This is a genomic window from Methylocystis sp. IM3 (assembly GCF_038070105.1).
GTDB lineage: Bacteria > Pseudomonadota > Alphaproteobacteria > Rhizobiales > Beijerinckiaceae > Methylocystis.
The window spans coordinates 106,507-120,995 of sequence record NZ_JBBPBZ010000001.1 but is presented as its reverse complement, the minus strand read 5'-3'; the positions used below and the strand labels follow the sequence as shown (position 1 = coordinate 120,995).

The following is a 14,489-nucleotide window of genomic DNA, read 5'->3' as shown; positions in this document are numbered from 1 at the left end:
GTTCGGCTCACTGGTCGCCGCCTCCGTTTCGACTATGCTTCGCCCCCAGGCTCTGAAAATTCGATTACGAAACATCGGGGACAACGGACAATGCCAAATCGTCAGATCTTCGGTCTTGTCTTGCTTGGCGTGATGATCGGGCTTGGTTTTGTCGTCGTGAGGCCATTCCTCACACCGCTGGTTTGGGCCAGCATTCTCGCATACGTAACCGGCCCATATTACTTGCGAGTCTTGCGCTTTTGTGGAAACCGTTCCTCACTTGCCGCAGCTATTGCTACGCTTGTGCTCATGGTCGTCTTGGTCGTGCCCGTTTCCTTTCTGTTGATCAGGCTGCAAAGCGAACTTGCGGAAGCTTACCGCGACATGTCGACGAAATTCGCCGATCAGCCGCTTGTCTTGCCGAAAGCTATCGCGAGCATTCCTGTTCTTGGTCCAATTCTGGACGAGGCGGTGACCCAGGTATGGAACGATCCCGAGCTGCGCAAAGAACAACTGAAAGATTGGTTGGAGCCGTGGGTGCGTGAGCTCGCGGGGATAATCGGGCGAATCGGGCGGACAGCCGTGCAACTCGCGGTAACCACCATAACGCTCTTCTTCTTCTATCGCGACGGCGAGCTGGTGTTGGAGCAGGCTCGCAGAGGACTCCGCAAAGTGGCCGGCGAGCCGGCGGACCGTTACTTGAAAGCCGTAGGAGAGACGACACAAGCCGTGGTTTTCGGACTGATTGTCAGCGCCTTGGCGCAGGGGCTGATTGCCGGTATCGGCTACGCCTTCATCGGCGTCGGAACTCCGATCTTGTTAGGCGCTCTCACTGCAGTGACGGCGCTCGTGCCGTTTCTGGGCACTGTCGCAGTGTGGGGGCCGATCGGTCTATGGCTTCTTCTCTCCGATCAAATCAGCACCGGGCTCGCCTTGCTGGCATGGGGAGCTTTCATCGTGAATCCGACGGACAACATTTTGAAGCCTCTATTGATCAGCAACGCGACCGACGTTCCTCTCGTCATCGTCCTTTTCGGGGTCATGGGCGGCTTGCTCGCATTCGGACTTGTCGGCCTATTTCTCGGGCCGCTCATTCTTGCGGTGCTTTTCGCCGTTTGGCGGGAATGGCTGGCGGCGGACGGTCCGAGGCCGGATGGACGGCTCTGATCAATGCAGGGCCCTGCGGCGAGGCCCGAGGGCATTTTTTTCGAAGAAACGCCAGCCTGGGAGACGCGCTTGGGTCTTGACTTCTGACCCCAAAACCGCAAACTGACGCCCATGGGGAAGCGATCTCCCCACGAGGCGACATGCCCAAGAATCGCGTCCGGTTTTCCACCAAGGGCGCACCATGTCGTCAATCAACTCCATCTTTCCCGATAAGCTCGCGCGTCTCATCGGCGTTCCGCATTGCCCCGCTCTCATCGACGTGCGGACGGACCACGAGTACAAGGCCGACCCGCGCTTTGTGGCTGGCGCGTCGCGCCGCCGACACGAATCGGTGTCGGACTGGGCGTCAGAATTCGCCGGTCGGCCTGTCATTGTCATTGACGAGAACGGCGGACAGGCGAGCGAGGGTGTTGCCGCGTGGCGCCGGCATGCGGGCGCAAGCGCCGCCGATGCGCTGAGCGGCGGACACACGGCTTGGGTCAAATTTGGCGGGCCGGTGATCCCAGACGCGGCATTGCCTGAGCGCGACGTTTTTGGGCGGACCATTTGGGTCACGCGCGCACGCCCGAAAGTCGACCGTATCGCCTGCCCGTGGCTTATTCGCCGCTTCGTCGATCCAAGCGCCGTCTTTCTTTTCGTCGCCCCTGCTGAGGCGCCGGCCGTTGCCAAGCGCTTCGGAGGCGCGGCTTTCGATATTGAGGGCGGGTTTTGGAGCCACCGGGGCGAGCGCTGCACTTTTGACACCATGCTCGAAGAATGGGGCCTGGCGTCGGAGCCGCTGCAAAAGCTCGCGGTCATTGTGCGCGGGGCGGATACGGCGCGGCTCGATATTGCCCCTGAGGCAGCAGGCCTCCTCGCTGCGTCGCTAGGCCTCTCCCGCATGTATGCCGATGACCTCGCGCAGCTCGAAGCGGGAATGACGCTCTACGACGCCTTCTATCGCTGGTGTCGAGACGCGAGCGACGAACCTCACAACTGGCCGGCGACCAAATCAGGGAAAGCGCTATGAACCTACACATTCGAACCAACACCTGCGATCATGGCGTGTCGCTGTCCAAAGCGGTTCGAGTCTGGGCGCGTGTCGCTTTGCTGAGCTTCGGCGGGCCGGCTGGGCAGATCGCCGTGATGCATCGCGTCATCGTCGATGAAAAGAAATGGGTGTCGGAAAGTCGTTTCTTGCACGCCCTCAACTACTGCATGCTGCTGCCCGGCCCCGAGGCCCAACAGCTCGCCACCTACATCGGCTGGCTCATGCACCGAACGCTCGGCGGGCTGATCGCCGGCGGGCTCTTCATTCTCCCAGGCGTCGTCTCGATCATGGCGCTTAGCATCACCTATGCGCTCTGGGGCAATGTCGGGGCCATTGCAGCGCTGTTCTTCGGATTAAAGGCCGCCGTTCTTGCCATTGTCATCGAAGCGGTCGTGCGGATCGGTAAACGGGGGCTCAAATCCTGGCCAATGCGCGCTCTGGCGGCTGCCTCCTTCGTCGCCATTTTCCTCTTTGCGGCGCCATTTCCTCTCATCATTCTGGCGGCGGCGGTGATTGGATATGTCGGCGCTGCGAATGGGACTCCTGCATTCGCGGCCGCCGGACATGGAGCCACGCATGAGGATGGCGAAAGCCTCCTTGGCAATGAGACGCCCGCTCACGCGCGGCCTTCCGCCAAACGGGCGCTCAATGTCACCCTGATCTGGCTCGCGCTCTGGCTCGTCCCGGTTGCGGCAATCCTGCTTGTCGCAGGTACCGAAAATGTCTTCTCGCAGATCGCCGTGTTCTTCAGCAAAATGGCGGTCGTGACCTTCGGCGGAGCCTATGCGGTTCTTGCGTATGTGGCGCAACAGGCGGTCGATGCCTATCACTGGTTGACGCCTGCCGAGATGCTCAACGGCCTTGGCATGGCGGAAACCACGCCCGGCCCGCTGATTATGGTCTTGCAGTTTGTGGGCTTCATGGCGGCGTTTCGCTCGCCGGGGGATTTGCCGCCCCTCCTTGCGGGCGTGCTCGGTGGATTGCTCGCGACCTGGGTTACTTTCGCCCCCTGCTTCCTCTGGATATTTTTGGGCGCGCCCTACATCGAAAAAGTCCGCCGCAACAAGGCCCTATCCGGCGCTCTGGCGGCCATTACCGCCGCGGTCGTCGGGGTCATCCTCAACCTCGCTATATGGTTTGCGATCCACACCATCTTCCGGGAGACCGTCGCGGTCGACGCTTACGGCCTATCGTTCGACAGGCCGGTCTTTGCGAGCGTTGATTTCTGGAGCCTCGCGCTCTCGGCGGCCGCTGCGCTTGCAGTCTTCAAGTTCAAAGTTGGAATTCTTGCGACTTTGGCGGGCTCTTGCGTCCTTGGGATCGGTCTCTTCCTCATGGGGGCGCTTTGAAGATGAAACGAGAGAAAAGCTCCATGAATAGGAAAGGAAAAAACTCATGAATTTGGCGTTCGCCGCTCTCGCCGCACCTCTCCTGCTTTTGTCCGCGCCTACGGCCATGGCTGAAACGGACTGGTCACAGGTCGACGCGGCCATCGGCAAAAAACCCGCCATCTCGGGAACCGTGCACAGATACGGCCTGCCGCGCAGTGATCTTCATGTCACCCTCGACGGCGTCAGCATCAAGCCGGGCCTCGCCCTTGGCGGCTGGATCGCGTTCGAGCCAGCGGGGCAAGAAACCATCATGATGGCCGACCTTGTGCTGACTGAAACCGAAGTAACCCCGGTGATGCAGTCTCTGCTGGCCAGTGGCGTCGAGATCACGGCCGTTCATAACCACCTGCTGCGCGCAAGCCCTGCTACTCTTTACATGCATGTGGGCGCGCACGGCGATCCGGTAAAGCTGGCCCAAATTATCCGGGATGCCCTTGCGAAAACGAGAACGCCCTTTGGGATCTCCGCCCCCTCGGCCGTCGAACCCCCGAAAATCGGCTTCGATACCGCACAAGTTGACGAAGCTCTTGGCTTTCAGGGCAGTAACAATGGCGGCGTGTTTCAATTCAGCGTCCCGAAGTTGGACCAACTGAAAATTGACGGCTCCACAATCGCCCCTGCCATTGGGGTCGCAAATGTCATCAACTTCCAGCCCACAAATGGAGGTAAGGCGGCAATAACGGGGGATTTTGTCGCGACCACAAAGGAAGTCGAGCCGCTCTTAAAAATCCTCCAAAGCAACGGGATCGAGGTCACCGCCCTGCATAACCATATGCTCGACGAGGAGCCCCGACTGTTTTTCGTGCATTTCTGGGCGAACGACGACGCGGTTAAGCTCGCCCGGGCCTTACGGGCAGGCCTCGACGCCGTCCATGCGGCGGCGAAGAGCTGATGCTTGACGGTGATCCTCCACGACGAGTTTGTATGCGCGTTCGATCGTCTGGCTGTAATGAGAACCGCCCTGACTGCTCGCTGGACGATCCTTCCCTTCACGCCTGGATGGGACATCGTGGGCGTGGTGGATAAGGTCGGGGAGGACGCGTCGCAAGCATGGATCGGTCAGATTGTTGCGGCTCTGCCGATCCATGGCGGCTACGCCCAGCACATCTGCCTTCCCCAGACTGAACTCACTCCTGTTCCAGATGGCCTTGATCCCGCCGAAGCCGTTAGCCTCGTGCTAAATTACGTCACCGCCTACCAAATGATGCATCGGGTTGCGCATGCCTCTCCAGGTCAGCGGGTGCTCGTCCATGGCTCCGCGGGAGGCGTCGGCACGGCTTTGTTGCAACTTGGCCGCCTGATGGGTTTGGAAATGTATGGCACCGCGCCGCTGGCGACCCATCAAACCATCTCCGATCTGGGCGCGACGCCGATCGATTACCAGAAGGTCGACTTTGTTGCGAAGATTCGCCGCTTAACAGGCGAAGGCGTGGATATCGTCTTTGATGGTGTTGGCGAAGCCAATGTTTGGCGTTCATTCCAAGCGCTGAGGCCGGGTGGACGCGTTGTCGTTTACGGCTTTACGTCATTTCTGAAAAAGGGTCAGCTGGCAGGTGGTTTACGTTACCGTTTTCGTGGCTTGCTAAGGCCCGCTTGGCACGCGCTTCGCGCTTTCCTCTCACCCGGCGGACGACGCATTCTCCCCTATAGCATACAGGTCCTGAAGCGGTGGAAACCAAAATGGTTTCGCGAAGATTTAAGCGTCTTGCTCAATCTTCTTCGTGAACAGAAGATCCAGCCGCTTATCGCAGAGCGAATCCCATTGAATGAGGCTCGCCGCGCGCATGAACTGCTCGGCGAAGGATCAGTAAAGGGCAAGCTTGTGCTGATCTGCAATTCGCTAGCATGACGCCGCAATGAGGCGCCATCATATGGATGAGGTTTCCACGCCGAGCGAAAATCATTCGCCCCTTTAACTCGGTCCGTCGGCCGCCGTTTCAATGAACGTGACTTTGCCGAGCGGCCAAATCTCGAACATCCGCGAGAATATTGGCTCCGGACGAAAAAATGCGTGCGTCTGCGCGGTCCTCGGCAAATCCCGGTCGGAAAGGTCGCGGTCGAGACGGGCGGCGTTGGCGCGACTCATAGACCATAGATCCTGAACGTGTCGCGCCCGGTGAGTTCGCGCACGGCGCCGAGCATAACGAGCCGGTCGAACAAGCGCCGCGCGGCGCGATCGGAGAGGCCGGCGCGAGCCGCCGCGGCGGCGGGGGTGACGCCATCGTCGGCAAGCAGCATGTCGACGACGCGACGCGCGCCCTTCGCGCGCAACATCGGCGCGACCGAGAGGAGCTTTTGCGACCGCCGCGCCAGCTCGGCGGCCTGTGGGCAGAGTTTCATGGCGGCGGCGTTGGCTCGCGCCGCTGCCATGAGCGGGTCGGGAACCGCGGCGACGGCGACGGCGAGCGCGCCCGCGTCGATCGCCTCTGGCAGCCCGAGCAGCCCCGCCGCGCGCAAGACCGTCGCGTCGAAGCGCGCCGGCCGGGCTCGTTGTCAGCCTACATCAATATGGGGTCTGCGTCACTTTGCGTGCTATACCTTGCCAAGGTAGAGCTTGGCGCGCTTCAATAGCGCATGACGAAGAAATTGAATTTGGCCTTTGGGCCGGGAGTGGTCGTGCGTAGCGTTGTATTGCGAGAGAACCGGTGGCTCGTATCGGCGGACGGAGCCGGGATACGGTCATGCCCCGATTGTGGAGGAGCATCAACATCGCGTCATAGCTGGCACGCCCGGCGCCTGCAGGACCTTCCAATTCAAGGTGTTCCTGTTGTTCTCGAGTTGCGCCTGGGGCGGTGGCGATGTTTGAACCAGAGATGCGCGCGAAAGACTTTCGTCGAAAGGCCGACGACGGCTTTTCCCTTTGCACGAAAAACGCAGCGCGCTACCGACCTCGTGCGGTTGTTCGGCCACGCCGCTGGGGGCAGGACAAGCGAGAAGTTGCTGGCACGGCTGGCGATGCCCGTCAGCGACAATGCGATTCTGCGGCAGGTCAAACGTCATGCAGCTGAACGTCGCGATGGCGCTCCACTGCGCGCGATCGCGATTGACGATTGGAGCTGGCGCAAAGGCTTCAATTACGGAACGATCATCGTCGATCTTGAACGTCAGGTCGTTGCAGACGTGCTCGAAACCCGCTCTGCCAAAGAGACTGCGGATTGGGTCAAGCAACATCCTGAAATCGAAGTCGTTAGCCGCGACCGCTGCGGTCTCTATGCACAGGGCGTTCGGCAGGGAGCGCCGCAAGCCCGACAAGTCGCTGATCGCTTTCATTTGTTGCAAAACTTGCGCGAAAGCATCGAGCGACACATGAGTCGCGTCAGCCGCTTTGCCGGGCGTCCCCAACTCCCACCGACCGTCGGAGATTGTCGGGCGGCGTGGCGGGGAGAACGCGACCATGCGCGTCAAGCTCTATTTGACCGGGTCAGGTTGCTGCGCGCCTCGGGGAAAACTTTTGTCGATATCGCCGCGGAGATCGGCGTCGACCACAGAACCGTCGCGAAATGGATCAAGACGGGGTTCCCGCTGCACCGTCGACGGCTGGCGTTGAGGCCGAGTTCTCCTCTATATTTCCGAGAGTTCCTCGCCCACCGATGGGCCGAGGGCGATCGCGTAGGCCGACGTTTATTTCATGATCTTCAAAATCGGGGCTACACGGGAAGCTTCTCAAATCTCGAGCGCCTTTTAACCACATGGCGCGCCGGCGGCGTCCAAAGGAAGCAGCCAGAGCAGCAAAACAGAAAATTCATTGAGATCCCGGCAGTCGATCCGGCGACCGGCTGGCAAATCTCTCCGGTCGTTGCCGCTTCTCTCTGCATAAAGCCGACACGGCGATTAACGCCCGCCGAGAACGCCAAGGTCATCGTTTTGAAGCGCGCCTCGCCTAGCTTCGTCATCCTGCGCCAACTCGCGATGCGCTTCCGAAGCATTTTGTGCGGCAAAAATCCTGATAAGCTCAATGACTGGCTTCATGACGCGAAGCATTCCGGGGTGCCCGTGATCCAGCAATTTGCGCGAACGTTGAGCCGAGATAAAGACGCCGTCAGAAACGCCATCATAGAGCATTGGAGCAGCGGCCAGGCCGAGGGGCAAATCAATCGTCTCAAAACGTTAAAGCGCGCCATGTATGGTCGCGCAGGCATTGAACTGCTGCGAGCTCGAATGCTTCCGTTCGAAACGGCCGTCTGCACGTAAAGTGACGCAGACCCCGTCGGCATGCCGATTCGCTTGATCAGGCGCTCTCCCGGACGCCCGCCCACGCCATGGCCGAGAAGGTAAATGATTTCGGTGGGCCGCACGGTGCGACGCGCTCGGGGCGCTGCGACATCGGGCAGTAGCGCGGTGAACGTCTTACGCTCGCAGGCTTCGTTTCGACACCGCCAGCGCTGGAGGCGAAGTTTTACAGCAACAGGGGCGCCTTGCGCCGGCAAATCTTGTAGATGGCGCTCATGCCAGCCGTATCGGCGCGTCGAGCGCTTCCCGCAGTCCGGACAGACACCAGACCCGACGGCCGCCGCCGAGATCAGCCATTGGCCAGCCATCTGTTTTGCGTCCAGAATTCGGACGCCCTTCCCCAGGGACCAAATATAGTTTCTTGCCACGCGGTCAAGCTATGGCCTTGCTCCCAGTCGATCAAGGGTGCAACACAAAGTGAGGAAGACCCAGTGATGAGCGAAATCTAAGCGTGCTGGCGGTGGGATGGCAAATGACTCATTTTCTTTCCCGCATTTCGCATAGAGCATTACGGATTAAGATGTGACGTCCAGGGGATTTTCAACGATCCCTCTCAGCTTGCTGCGCCACGCCGCCGCCTTCTCGACGCGCTTGGCAAAATTCAACGCTCTTCACGTTGAGTTCTTCGCCTTGCACGAGACAAATTCTTGGTGATCCGCAGTCACAAATGGCGAGGCGTGAGGGAGCGGGGAAAGTGCTCTGACATTGTTCACAGCGTGCGATCCCAGATCGCGCGCAAATCTCGAGCTCCGCGCCTTCGGCAAGCGTGTCCTTGGTCGCAAGATCAAAACAAAAAAATAGCGCTTCCGGCGCAACGCCGGCAAGTTCACCTATTTCCAAAGTGATTCGCGCAATTCGCCTGCCGTTCGCAGCCTGCTCCGCGAGCTCGATCGCGCTTAACGCAATGGAGAGTTCGTGCATTGCTCCCACTCACTTCGTTAAAGGAGGCGAAGCAATTATGGCCTCGATATCGGTCTGCGCCTCGCCCAGCTCGTTGAGTATTTTGAGCGTCGCTTTGGCCTCGTCCTCGTCTATGCGGCTCATCGCAAAGCCGACATGGACGAGCACCCACATTCCGATGCAGGCGTCGATTTCATTTTCGCCGACGACACAGGAGACGTTGATCTGGCGGCGCACGCCGCAAATGTCCACTGTCGCGAGCTGATTATCTCTGTCATCAATCCTTACGATGCAGCCAGGAATACCGAGACACATATCGAGTTCCGCCAATCACATCATCGTGATCTTGATATAGCGCACAATGTCTCGGAAGTTGAACGCGATCAGCGCCAGGATCAGGAGGCCGAGGATAATTTCGAAGAGACCCATAGCCCTACTCCCTTCAGCAAGCGCCGAGCGCAATCTCGCCTTCACGCAAAAGTGAAGTAACGAGGCTCTCGACCAGTTGTACGCTTGGTTCGACAGATGCGGCGACGACATCGCTTAGGCCAATCTGCCCATCCTCATCTCCAAGCGTAAATGGTTCGCAGACGACGAAGAGCATTCGTTTGCAGGTTGCGCCGAGGGTCGTCGCGAAGCGCAAAACCTTTTCGGGATCGAGCCCATGCGCGGAGCCGAGATGAGGTTGCGGTCCGCTTGCGGCGCCGATGGCCAGCTCCGGCTCGACGATCGATATCGAGCCAGGCTCTTGTCCTCGCGCTGCGGCATCGATTACGATGACGAACTCATAGCCATCGGTCAAAGCATAGGCCAGATCGAGGCCGCGGATCCCGAAATCCTTGACATCGACCTCGGAGGGGAAGCTTTTCCGAAGAAGGCGGTTGGTCACTTCGACGCCATAAGCGTCGTCTCCGCAAAATATGTTACCGACCCCCGCAACGAGAACGCGCGTCATGACAGCCCTCCCACACGCTCCACCTCATCTGTCGAGAAGAAAAATCGATGTCCGGGAAATCCGTTCTCCCCGAGGTCGCTGCCCGGATCGTCCAGCAGGGTGACGGCTACGTGGAGACGGTTCTCGAAATCGCGCTCGATCGCCTGGACGACCGCGATTTTGCCGTTGAGCGCCATGTCGAAAATGTCGCCTCGATCTTTGGGGTTGAGGCGAACATGAGAGCCGACAGTCAGCGCGGCGCCGTCCGTCATTGGCTTTCGAAGTGCGCCGTGTAAGTTGAAGAGTTGATCCCGAGATAAAGCCTGACATTGTTCGAGAATAGCCCGCGCTCCCGGGTCGGTCGCCGCCATTTCCAATTGTTCTTCATCCGTTAGGGTCAACACGCGCAACGTCAGCATCTCGTCTATTTCGGTCGCATCGAAAAACTGGCTTTTGCTCTGTGGCGCAACCTTGGGGTAGTCGTAAAGGATAATCGGCGATGAGAGGATGATATCCGTCGCCGGTTCCTCGCCTGCCAGGACAGGCCACGTCCCAAGATTTTGGCAGCCGGCTGCGGCGGCGGCGAGCGCTTCTGGCGGATCGAGAAGCGAGACAAACGCACACCCGCGGGCGCCCAAGATCGTGTGCGTGGATAAGAACCCATAGTGTTGCGCCTCGGCTCGCGAGAGGCGAAGGCGTAGGGGGGTGGTATTTTCAGCTCTGGCACGCACGCGCAGCACGTTGCCTTCAACTGGGGTGGCCGATATCTTGATGATGCCCTGTAGCGCTTGACAGCTGCGTTGGATCGCGCCTCTTGCGTCGGCAAGCGGCACGACGCTGCTTTCCGCAGGGAAGGAAAACGACATGGTTTCAGGGTGGACGCTTAATGACTTCAGCGCTAATCCTGAGGCCGTCACCTCGCGCACGACGGCCTCGTCCCATGCGACATATTGCTTTCCGTCCAAATCCAGGACATCGACGTCGTCGCCTTTTGCATTCTGGATCTTGCGTCGCTGCGTATGCAGAAAGCGCAGGGTCACATCCAGTTGCCCCTCATCCGCCACCTTGACCAGAATTTCGGTTTGCATAGATGAAGGCTCATCGCCGGCGTAGTCGCGAGGGAAGAGTCCGCCAAACGTCCAGCGCTGTCGGTTTTTGAGCGCGGACGCTCGGTAGGGATAGAGAATGTATCCTTCGAACAATACCGCATCGGCGATATCTTTTGCAGGCTCGAAGTTCATGTCGCGTCAACCTCCACATTTCGTAGGAGACGATGGAGGGTGTCGTCAAAGCTCAGGAGTCCGTTGCGACGTTTGAAATCGTTGAGGCGATTAAAAATCTCCGCGCTGACGCGCAGCAATTCGGCATTGGGATAATAGGCGTTCATCAGATCCCGCCAGATTGCGACGGGAAGACGAAAGCGGGCCTCCTTTGACCAGGGGATTTGTTCGATTTGCAAGTCGCCACAAGCGTCCTTGTAGAATAAGGATCCACTGAAAAGGAAAGACAGCGGCGCGTCGCCGTCGTTCAGCCCGTAGAAATATTTGGCGCTCGCGATGTTGAAATCATGCGTGCAGGGAACCGGAAGTTGCACGGTCTTTTCGCGTTCAAAGCCGGGAACCGAGACGTGGATCTGCGTCCAGAGCAGACTGCGCAGCGTTTCGCCCCAGCGCTCAGGGGCGCCAAAAAGTTCGGCGAGTCTTTCGCGTTCCGACGGACTGTAGACGCGCTGCGTTGGCTCCAGGCGAATCTGGCAGTTAAGCTCGATGTTTTCGATGCGTTGCGCTTGTTCCGCATTGATCATGCGCAGGGAGAAGAGCAATAGGGGCGTCGCCGAGAACTTTTCAGCCTCGACCCGTTCGATGGTGAATGAAAGATTAGCCATGCATGATCGCCCGGTTGCTATTGTCGGCGCCGGACGAATCGAGCGCCGAGAAAAATTGCCCGATCGCCTCCCAAGCTTCCACGCCTCCTGAGATTCCCTTCCAACTCGAGCGAATAAGGCCCACGAGCGCATAACAGCGATCGATCGACACTCGATAATATCGTCGAGCGCCTTTCGTGCGGTTGATAAGAAGGGCTTCCACGTCGGGCGCGAAGGTCTCCAGCATCGGGTTGGCGGCGACGAGACGCGTCCAGGCCTCCTCGCTCATCGTCGAAGCCATAGCTCCAGCTGGTCCCGGGTAGAGCGCCACCACTTTGCCCTCGGTTGTGCTGCGGAAAAAGAAGGCGAGATCGATCGGCAGTTGCATCGACTCCCAATCCCAATCGCTGAGATTGAAATCGACAAGCGCCTCGGTCATCGGTCGAACCAGAAGGAAGCGCTGACCCTCCGCCAAGGTAAAGCTGCAAGCCTCGCAGGCGCAATGCAGGCGCCGGACTCCGTTTTCCAGCAAATGCGCGTGATCTGGGCCGATTGCCGCGCCGCATAGCTCGCAGCGTTCCTGCTGCATGCTCGGCGTCGTCGCCAATCGCCTCAGCTTTGCCACCCAATTCCTCTGAGAGCGCTCCATTTGGCCACCCTAATTCTGCAGTGCCGCCGCGGACTCTGGTTGCGCCTCTTCGGCTACTCCAACTAAGATGGCGTCCAAATCGGGGGCAGCGTCTGTTAGCGCTGTTTCGACCTCGAGCAGCACGGCGCGACGGTCGGCGATCGGATTGCTCCAAAGGATGCGCGCTTTCGCGCTCGACGCCGAGACCTCCGCCAGCTCGACTCGGAATCCGCGCACGCCCCAATGTGGGCGCATCGCACTGATTTTCTTCCGGAGTCGGGTTTCCGGATCCTCCGGATGCAGGCCATGGAGCAGCATTGTCGCGGCGACGCAGTCGTCGTCTGCGAGACGCTCCGCCAAGACACGGCCGCCTTCGGCGTTCATCAGGAATGTCATGGTCCTCGCGAGAGCGAGCCCGTGCAGATCGAGCAAGGCGTCGACGAGGTCCTTCGCGACCGAACGCACTGTTGCGTCGCCGATCTCGTCTAGGCCCGTCATCGCTGTCTGCATTCGCTGAAGACAGCCTTGTAGCGCCTTGGAGGACCCTTCGCTCATCTAGGCCCCCGCGCGTGATACGCCGAACATCGGCGAATGAATCGTTTTGAGCGTTTTGCCGCCGCCCACATACATATGCACGCCGCAGGGCAGGCATGGATCGAAGCTGCGCACGGCGCGCATGATGTCGATGCCTTTGAATTTGTCGGGACCATTCTCCTCAAAGATCGGCGTGTTCTGCACCGCATCTTCATAGGGCCCCGGCGTGCCGTAGACGTCGCGGGGCGTCGCATTCCACGGCGTCGGCGGATAGGGATGATAATTGGCGATCTTGCCGCCGCGGATGACGAGATGGTGCGAAAGAACGCCGCGAACCGCCTCGTGGAATCCGCAGCCAATCGCCTCGTCTGGAACTTTGAACTCGGTCCAGGTTTTTGTGCGACCGGCCTGAACCTCAGCTAAAGCTTTCTCGATGAAGTGATAAGCAAGAGCTGCACAATAAGCTTGGAAATAAGTGCGCGCGCGATCGCGTTCAATCGCATTGCTCCACTTGGGCACATGCCATTCGAACTCCACCTCGCCCTTGAGCGCGGTCTTGGGCAGATAGATTTTGACGCTATGCCCGGTCGACTTCACGTAGCCGACGTCGACGATTCCAGCCAAGGCTGTTGACCATAGCCGGGCAATCGCGCCGCCTCCGGTGTCGAGCGCGAGGTGATCCCCTGTACGCTGGTCTAGCCAGCGCGGGCACATGACCCAGGAATATTTGCCGTCGAAATCGCGCTTTTGCGGGCGCGGTATCGTCGTCTGGTTCCACGGGTGACGCTGGTCGATTGTATTGCCGAGTGGATCAGTCTTAACAAAGGTTTCGGTGTTCTGCCAATCGTCATAATAGCTGTGGCCGAGCAGGATGCGCATTTGGAGGTTGATGTCGACAAGGCTGGTCGTCACCAATTCACCGTCGACGATGACCCCGGGGGTCACGAACATGGCGCGGCCCCAGTCGGCCATCGTCTTGTAGTTGTAGTCGCACTTTTCTGGATCTTGGAACGAACCCCAACATCCGATCAGGATGCGCCGCCTTCCAACTTCCTCATAGCCGGGCAGCGCCTCGTACATGAAATCGAAGAGATCGTCGTGCAGTGGCACGCATTTCTTCATAAACTCGGCATACCGGGCGAGCCGCACGAGATAATCGGTGAAGAGCTGCACCGTCGGCGTCGTACCGACCCCGCCAGGATATAGCGTCGAAGGATGGACGTGCCGTCCCTCCATCAGCGAGAACATCTCACGCGTGTAGCGACTGACCATCAAGGTTTCGCGGTAAAATTCGCCGCTAAAGGGGTTCAGCGCCGTCATGATGTCGGCGATCGTCTTGTAGCCATGGTCAACGGAATGCGGCGCAGGAGTGTGCTGAGCTTTCGCCCACACGCTTGGATTCGTCTCCTTCACCATCTGCTCGCAGAAGTCGACGCCAACGAGATTGTCCTGATAAATGTTGTGGTCGAACATATATTCAGCAGCTTCGCCGAGGTTGATGATCCATTCGGCAAGCGGCGGCGGTTTGACGCCATAGGCCATGTTCTGGGCGTAGACGGAGCATGTCGCGTGATTGTCCCCGCAGATGCCGCAGATTCGGCTCGTGATGAAATGGGCGTCGCGCGGGTCCTTGCCTTTCATGAAAATGCTGTAGCCGCGAAAAATCGACGAGGTGCTGTGACATTCGGCGATACGGCGATTCTCGAAATCAATTTTCGTGAAAATGCCCAGGCTGCCAACAATCCGGGTAATCGGGTCCCAGCTCATTTCGACAAGGTTCGGCGACTTCGCATCCGGCCGGATGGTTTCAGCGATCTGGTCCATTGTCTTTC

15 protein-coding genes and 1 pseudogene are annotated in these 14,489 nt (G+C 59.2%); 6 read left to right on the top strand and 10 right to left on the bottom strand.

The annotated features are described in order from the left end of the window. Positions 1-90: 90 nt before the first annotated feature. The 5 genes from WOC76_RS00610 to WOC76_RS00590 all read left to right on the top strand — a co-directional run bounded on the left by WOC76_RS00610 (position 91) and on the right by WOC76_RS00590 (position 5,416). Positions 91-1,146, top strand: coding sequence for an AI-2E family transporter (locus WOC76_RS00610; RefSeq protein ID WP_341102716.1), 1,056 nt, complete (start codon positions 91-93; stop codon positions 1,144-1,146). Positions 1,147-1,327: 181 nt separating this feature from the next. Beyond that, positions 1,328-2,155, top strand: a complete 828-nt coding sequence (locus tag WOC76_RS00605) for a sulfurtransferase/chromate resistance protein (RefSeq protein WP_341102714.1) — start codon at positions 1,328-1,330, stop codon at positions 2,153-2,155. Next, on the top strand, positions 2,152-3,525 hold the full coding sequence (gene chrA, locus WOC76_RS00600; RefSeq protein WP_341102712.1) for a chromate efflux transporter: 1,374 nt from the start codon (positions 2,152-2,154) through the stop codon (positions 3,523-3,525). The genes WOC76_RS00605 and chrA overlap by 4 nt, the downstream gene beginning before the upstream one ends. Before the next feature lie 46 nt (positions 3,526-3,571). Beyond that, positions 3,572-4,459 (top strand): DUF1259 domain-containing protein, encoded by an 888-nt coding sequence (locus WOC76_RS00595; protein WP_341102710.1) that lies wholly within the window; start codon positions 3,572-3,574, stop codon positions 4,457-4,459. Between the two features lie 9 nt (positions 4,460-4,468). Next, positions 4,469-5,416: a medium chain dehydrogenase/reductase family protein gene (locus WOC76_RS00590; protein ID WP_341103026.1), complete on the top strand. Its 948-nt coding sequence runs from the start codon at positions 4,469-4,471 to the stop codon at positions 5,414-5,416. Positions 5,417-5,649: 233 nt separating this feature from the next. Here WOC76_RS00590 and WOC76_RS00585 read toward each other — a convergent pair whose 3' ends face one another. Further along, positions 5,650-6,024, bottom strand: coding sequence for a DUF1403 family protein (locus WOC76_RS00585; RefSeq protein ID WP_341102709.1), 375 nt, complete (start codon positions 6,022-6,024; stop codon positions 5,650-5,652). A 117-nt stretch (positions 6,025-6,141) separates the two neighbouring features. On the opposite strand from WOC76_RS00585, the gene WOC76_RS00580 reads away from it, so the two are divergent. Beyond that, the gene (locus WOC76_RS00580; RefSeq protein ID WP_445730566.1) at positions 6,142-7,758 is read left to right on the top strand and encodes an ISL3 family transposase; all 1,617 of its coding nucleotides are present in this window, start codon (positions 6,142-6,144) and stop codon (positions 7,756-7,758) included. Positions 7,759-7,943: 185 nt separating this feature from the next. Here the strand turns inward: WOC76_RS00580 and WOC76_RS24160 are convergent. The 9 genes and pseudogenes from WOC76_RS24160 to WOC76_RS00535 form a co-directional block, all read right to left on the bottom strand. Next, positions 7,944-8,105: pseudogene (locus WOC76_RS24160) on the bottom strand (transposase family protein); the annotation flags it as partial. 232 nt (positions 8,106-8,337) lie between these two features. Next, positions 8,338-8,718, bottom strand: a complete 381-nt coding sequence (locus tag WOC76_RS00570) for a hydrogenase maturation nickel metallochaperone HypA/HybF (RefSeq protein ID WP_341102707.1) — start codon at positions 8,716-8,718, stop codon at positions 8,338-8,340. Positions 8,719-8,727: 9 nt separating this feature from the next. Then, positions 8,728-9,012, bottom strand: a complete 285-nt coding sequence (locus tag WOC76_RS00565; RefSeq protein ID WP_341102705.1) for a HypC/HybG/HupF family hydrogenase formation chaperone — start codon at positions 9,010-9,012, stop codon at positions 8,728-8,730. Between the two features lie 127 nt (positions 9,013-9,139). Next, entirely contained in the window at positions 9,140-9,652 is a 513-nt protein-coding gene (locus WOC76_RS00560) for a hydrogenase maturation protease (protein WP_341102703.1), read from the bottom strand. Next, positions 9,649-10,872 (bottom strand): hypothetical protein, encoded by a 1,224-nt coding sequence (locus WOC76_RS00555; RefSeq protein ID WP_341431222.1) that lies wholly within the window; start codon positions 10,870-10,872, stop codon positions 9,649-9,651. Before WOC76_RS00555 ends, WOC76_RS00560 begins: the two co-directional genes overlap by 4 nt. After that, complete coding sequence (locus WOC76_RS00550) at positions 10,869-11,516, bottom strand: DUF6084 family protein (RefSeq protein ID WP_341390071.1); 648 nt, start codon at positions 11,514-11,516, stop codon at positions 10,869-10,871. The genes WOC76_RS00555 and WOC76_RS00550 overlap by 4 nt, the downstream gene beginning before the upstream one ends. Beyond that, positions 11,509-12,084, bottom strand: coding sequence for a DUF5947 family protein (locus WOC76_RS00545; protein ID WP_341431243.1), 576 nt, complete (start codon positions 12,082-12,084; stop codon positions 11,509-11,511). The genes WOC76_RS00550 and WOC76_RS00545 overlap by 8 nt, the downstream gene beginning before the upstream one ends. Positions 12,085-12,153: 69 nt before the next feature. After that, the gene (locus WOC76_RS00540) at positions 12,154-12,678 is read right to left on the bottom strand and encodes a nitrogen fixation protein NifU (protein ID WP_341431221.1); all 525 of its coding nucleotides are present in this window, start codon (positions 12,676-12,678) and stop codon (positions 12,154-12,156) included. Further along, positions 12,679-14,481 carry a nickel-dependent hydrogenase large subunit gene (locus WOC76_RS00535; RefSeq protein ID WP_341102693.1) on the bottom strand — a complete coding sequence of 601 codons (1,803 nt, stop codon included), beginning with the start codon at positions 14,479-14,481 and terminating at the stop codon, positions 12,679-12,681. Between the last annotated feature and the right edge of the window lie 8 nt (positions 14,482-14,489).

Coding starts and splice junctions, on each gene's coding strand:
- WOC76_RS00610 (WP_341102716.1), top strand. CDS start 91: ATGCCAAATCGTCAGATCTTCGGTCTTGTCTTGCTTGGCGTGATGATC.
- WOC76_RS00605 (WP_341102714.1), top strand. CDS start 1,328: ATGTCGTCAATCAACTCCATCTTTCCCGATAAGCTCGCGCGTCTCATC.
- chrA (WP_341102712.1), top strand. CDS start 2,152: ATGAACCTACACATTCGAACCAACACCTGCGATCATGGCGTGTCGCTG.
- WOC76_RS00595 (WP_341102710.1), top strand. CDS start 3,572: ATGAATTTGGCGTTCGCCGCTCTCGCCGCACCTCTCCTGCTTTTGTCC.
- WOC76_RS00580 (WP_445730566.1), top strand. CDS start 6,142: ATGACGAAGAAATTGAATTTGGCCTTTGGGCCGGGAGTGGTCGTGCGT.
- WOC76_RS00570 (WP_341102707.1), bottom strand. CDS start 8,718: ATGCACGAACTCTCCATTGCGTTAAGCGCGATCGAGCTCGCGGAGCAG.
- WOC76_RS00565 (WP_341102705.1), bottom strand. CDS start 9,012: ATGTGTCTCGGTATTCCTGGCTGCATCGTAAGGATTGATGACAGAGAT.
- WOC76_RS00560 (WP_341102703.1), bottom strand. CDS start 9,652: ATGACGCGCGTTCTCGTTGCGGGGGTCGGTAACATATTTTGCGGAGAC.
- WOC76_RS00555 (WP_341431222.1), bottom strand. CDS start 10,872: ATGAACTTCGAGCCTGCAAAAGATATCGCCGATGCGGTATTGTTCGAA.
- WOC76_RS00550 (WP_341390071.1), bottom strand. CDS start 11,516: ATGGCTAATCTTTCATTCACCATCGAACGGGTCGAGGCTGAAAAGTTC.
- WOC76_RS00545 (WP_341431243.1), bottom strand. CDS start 12,084: ATGCAGCAGGAACGCTGCGAGCTATGCGGCGCGGCAATCGGCCCAGAT.
- WOC76_RS00540 (WP_341431221.1), bottom strand. CDS start 12,678: ATGAGCGAAGGGTCCTCCAAGGCGCTACAAGGCTGTCTTCAGCGAATG.
- WOC76_RS00535 (WP_341102693.1), bottom strand. CDS start 14,481: ATGGACCAGATCGCTGAAACCATCCGGCCGGATGCGAAGTCGCCGAAC.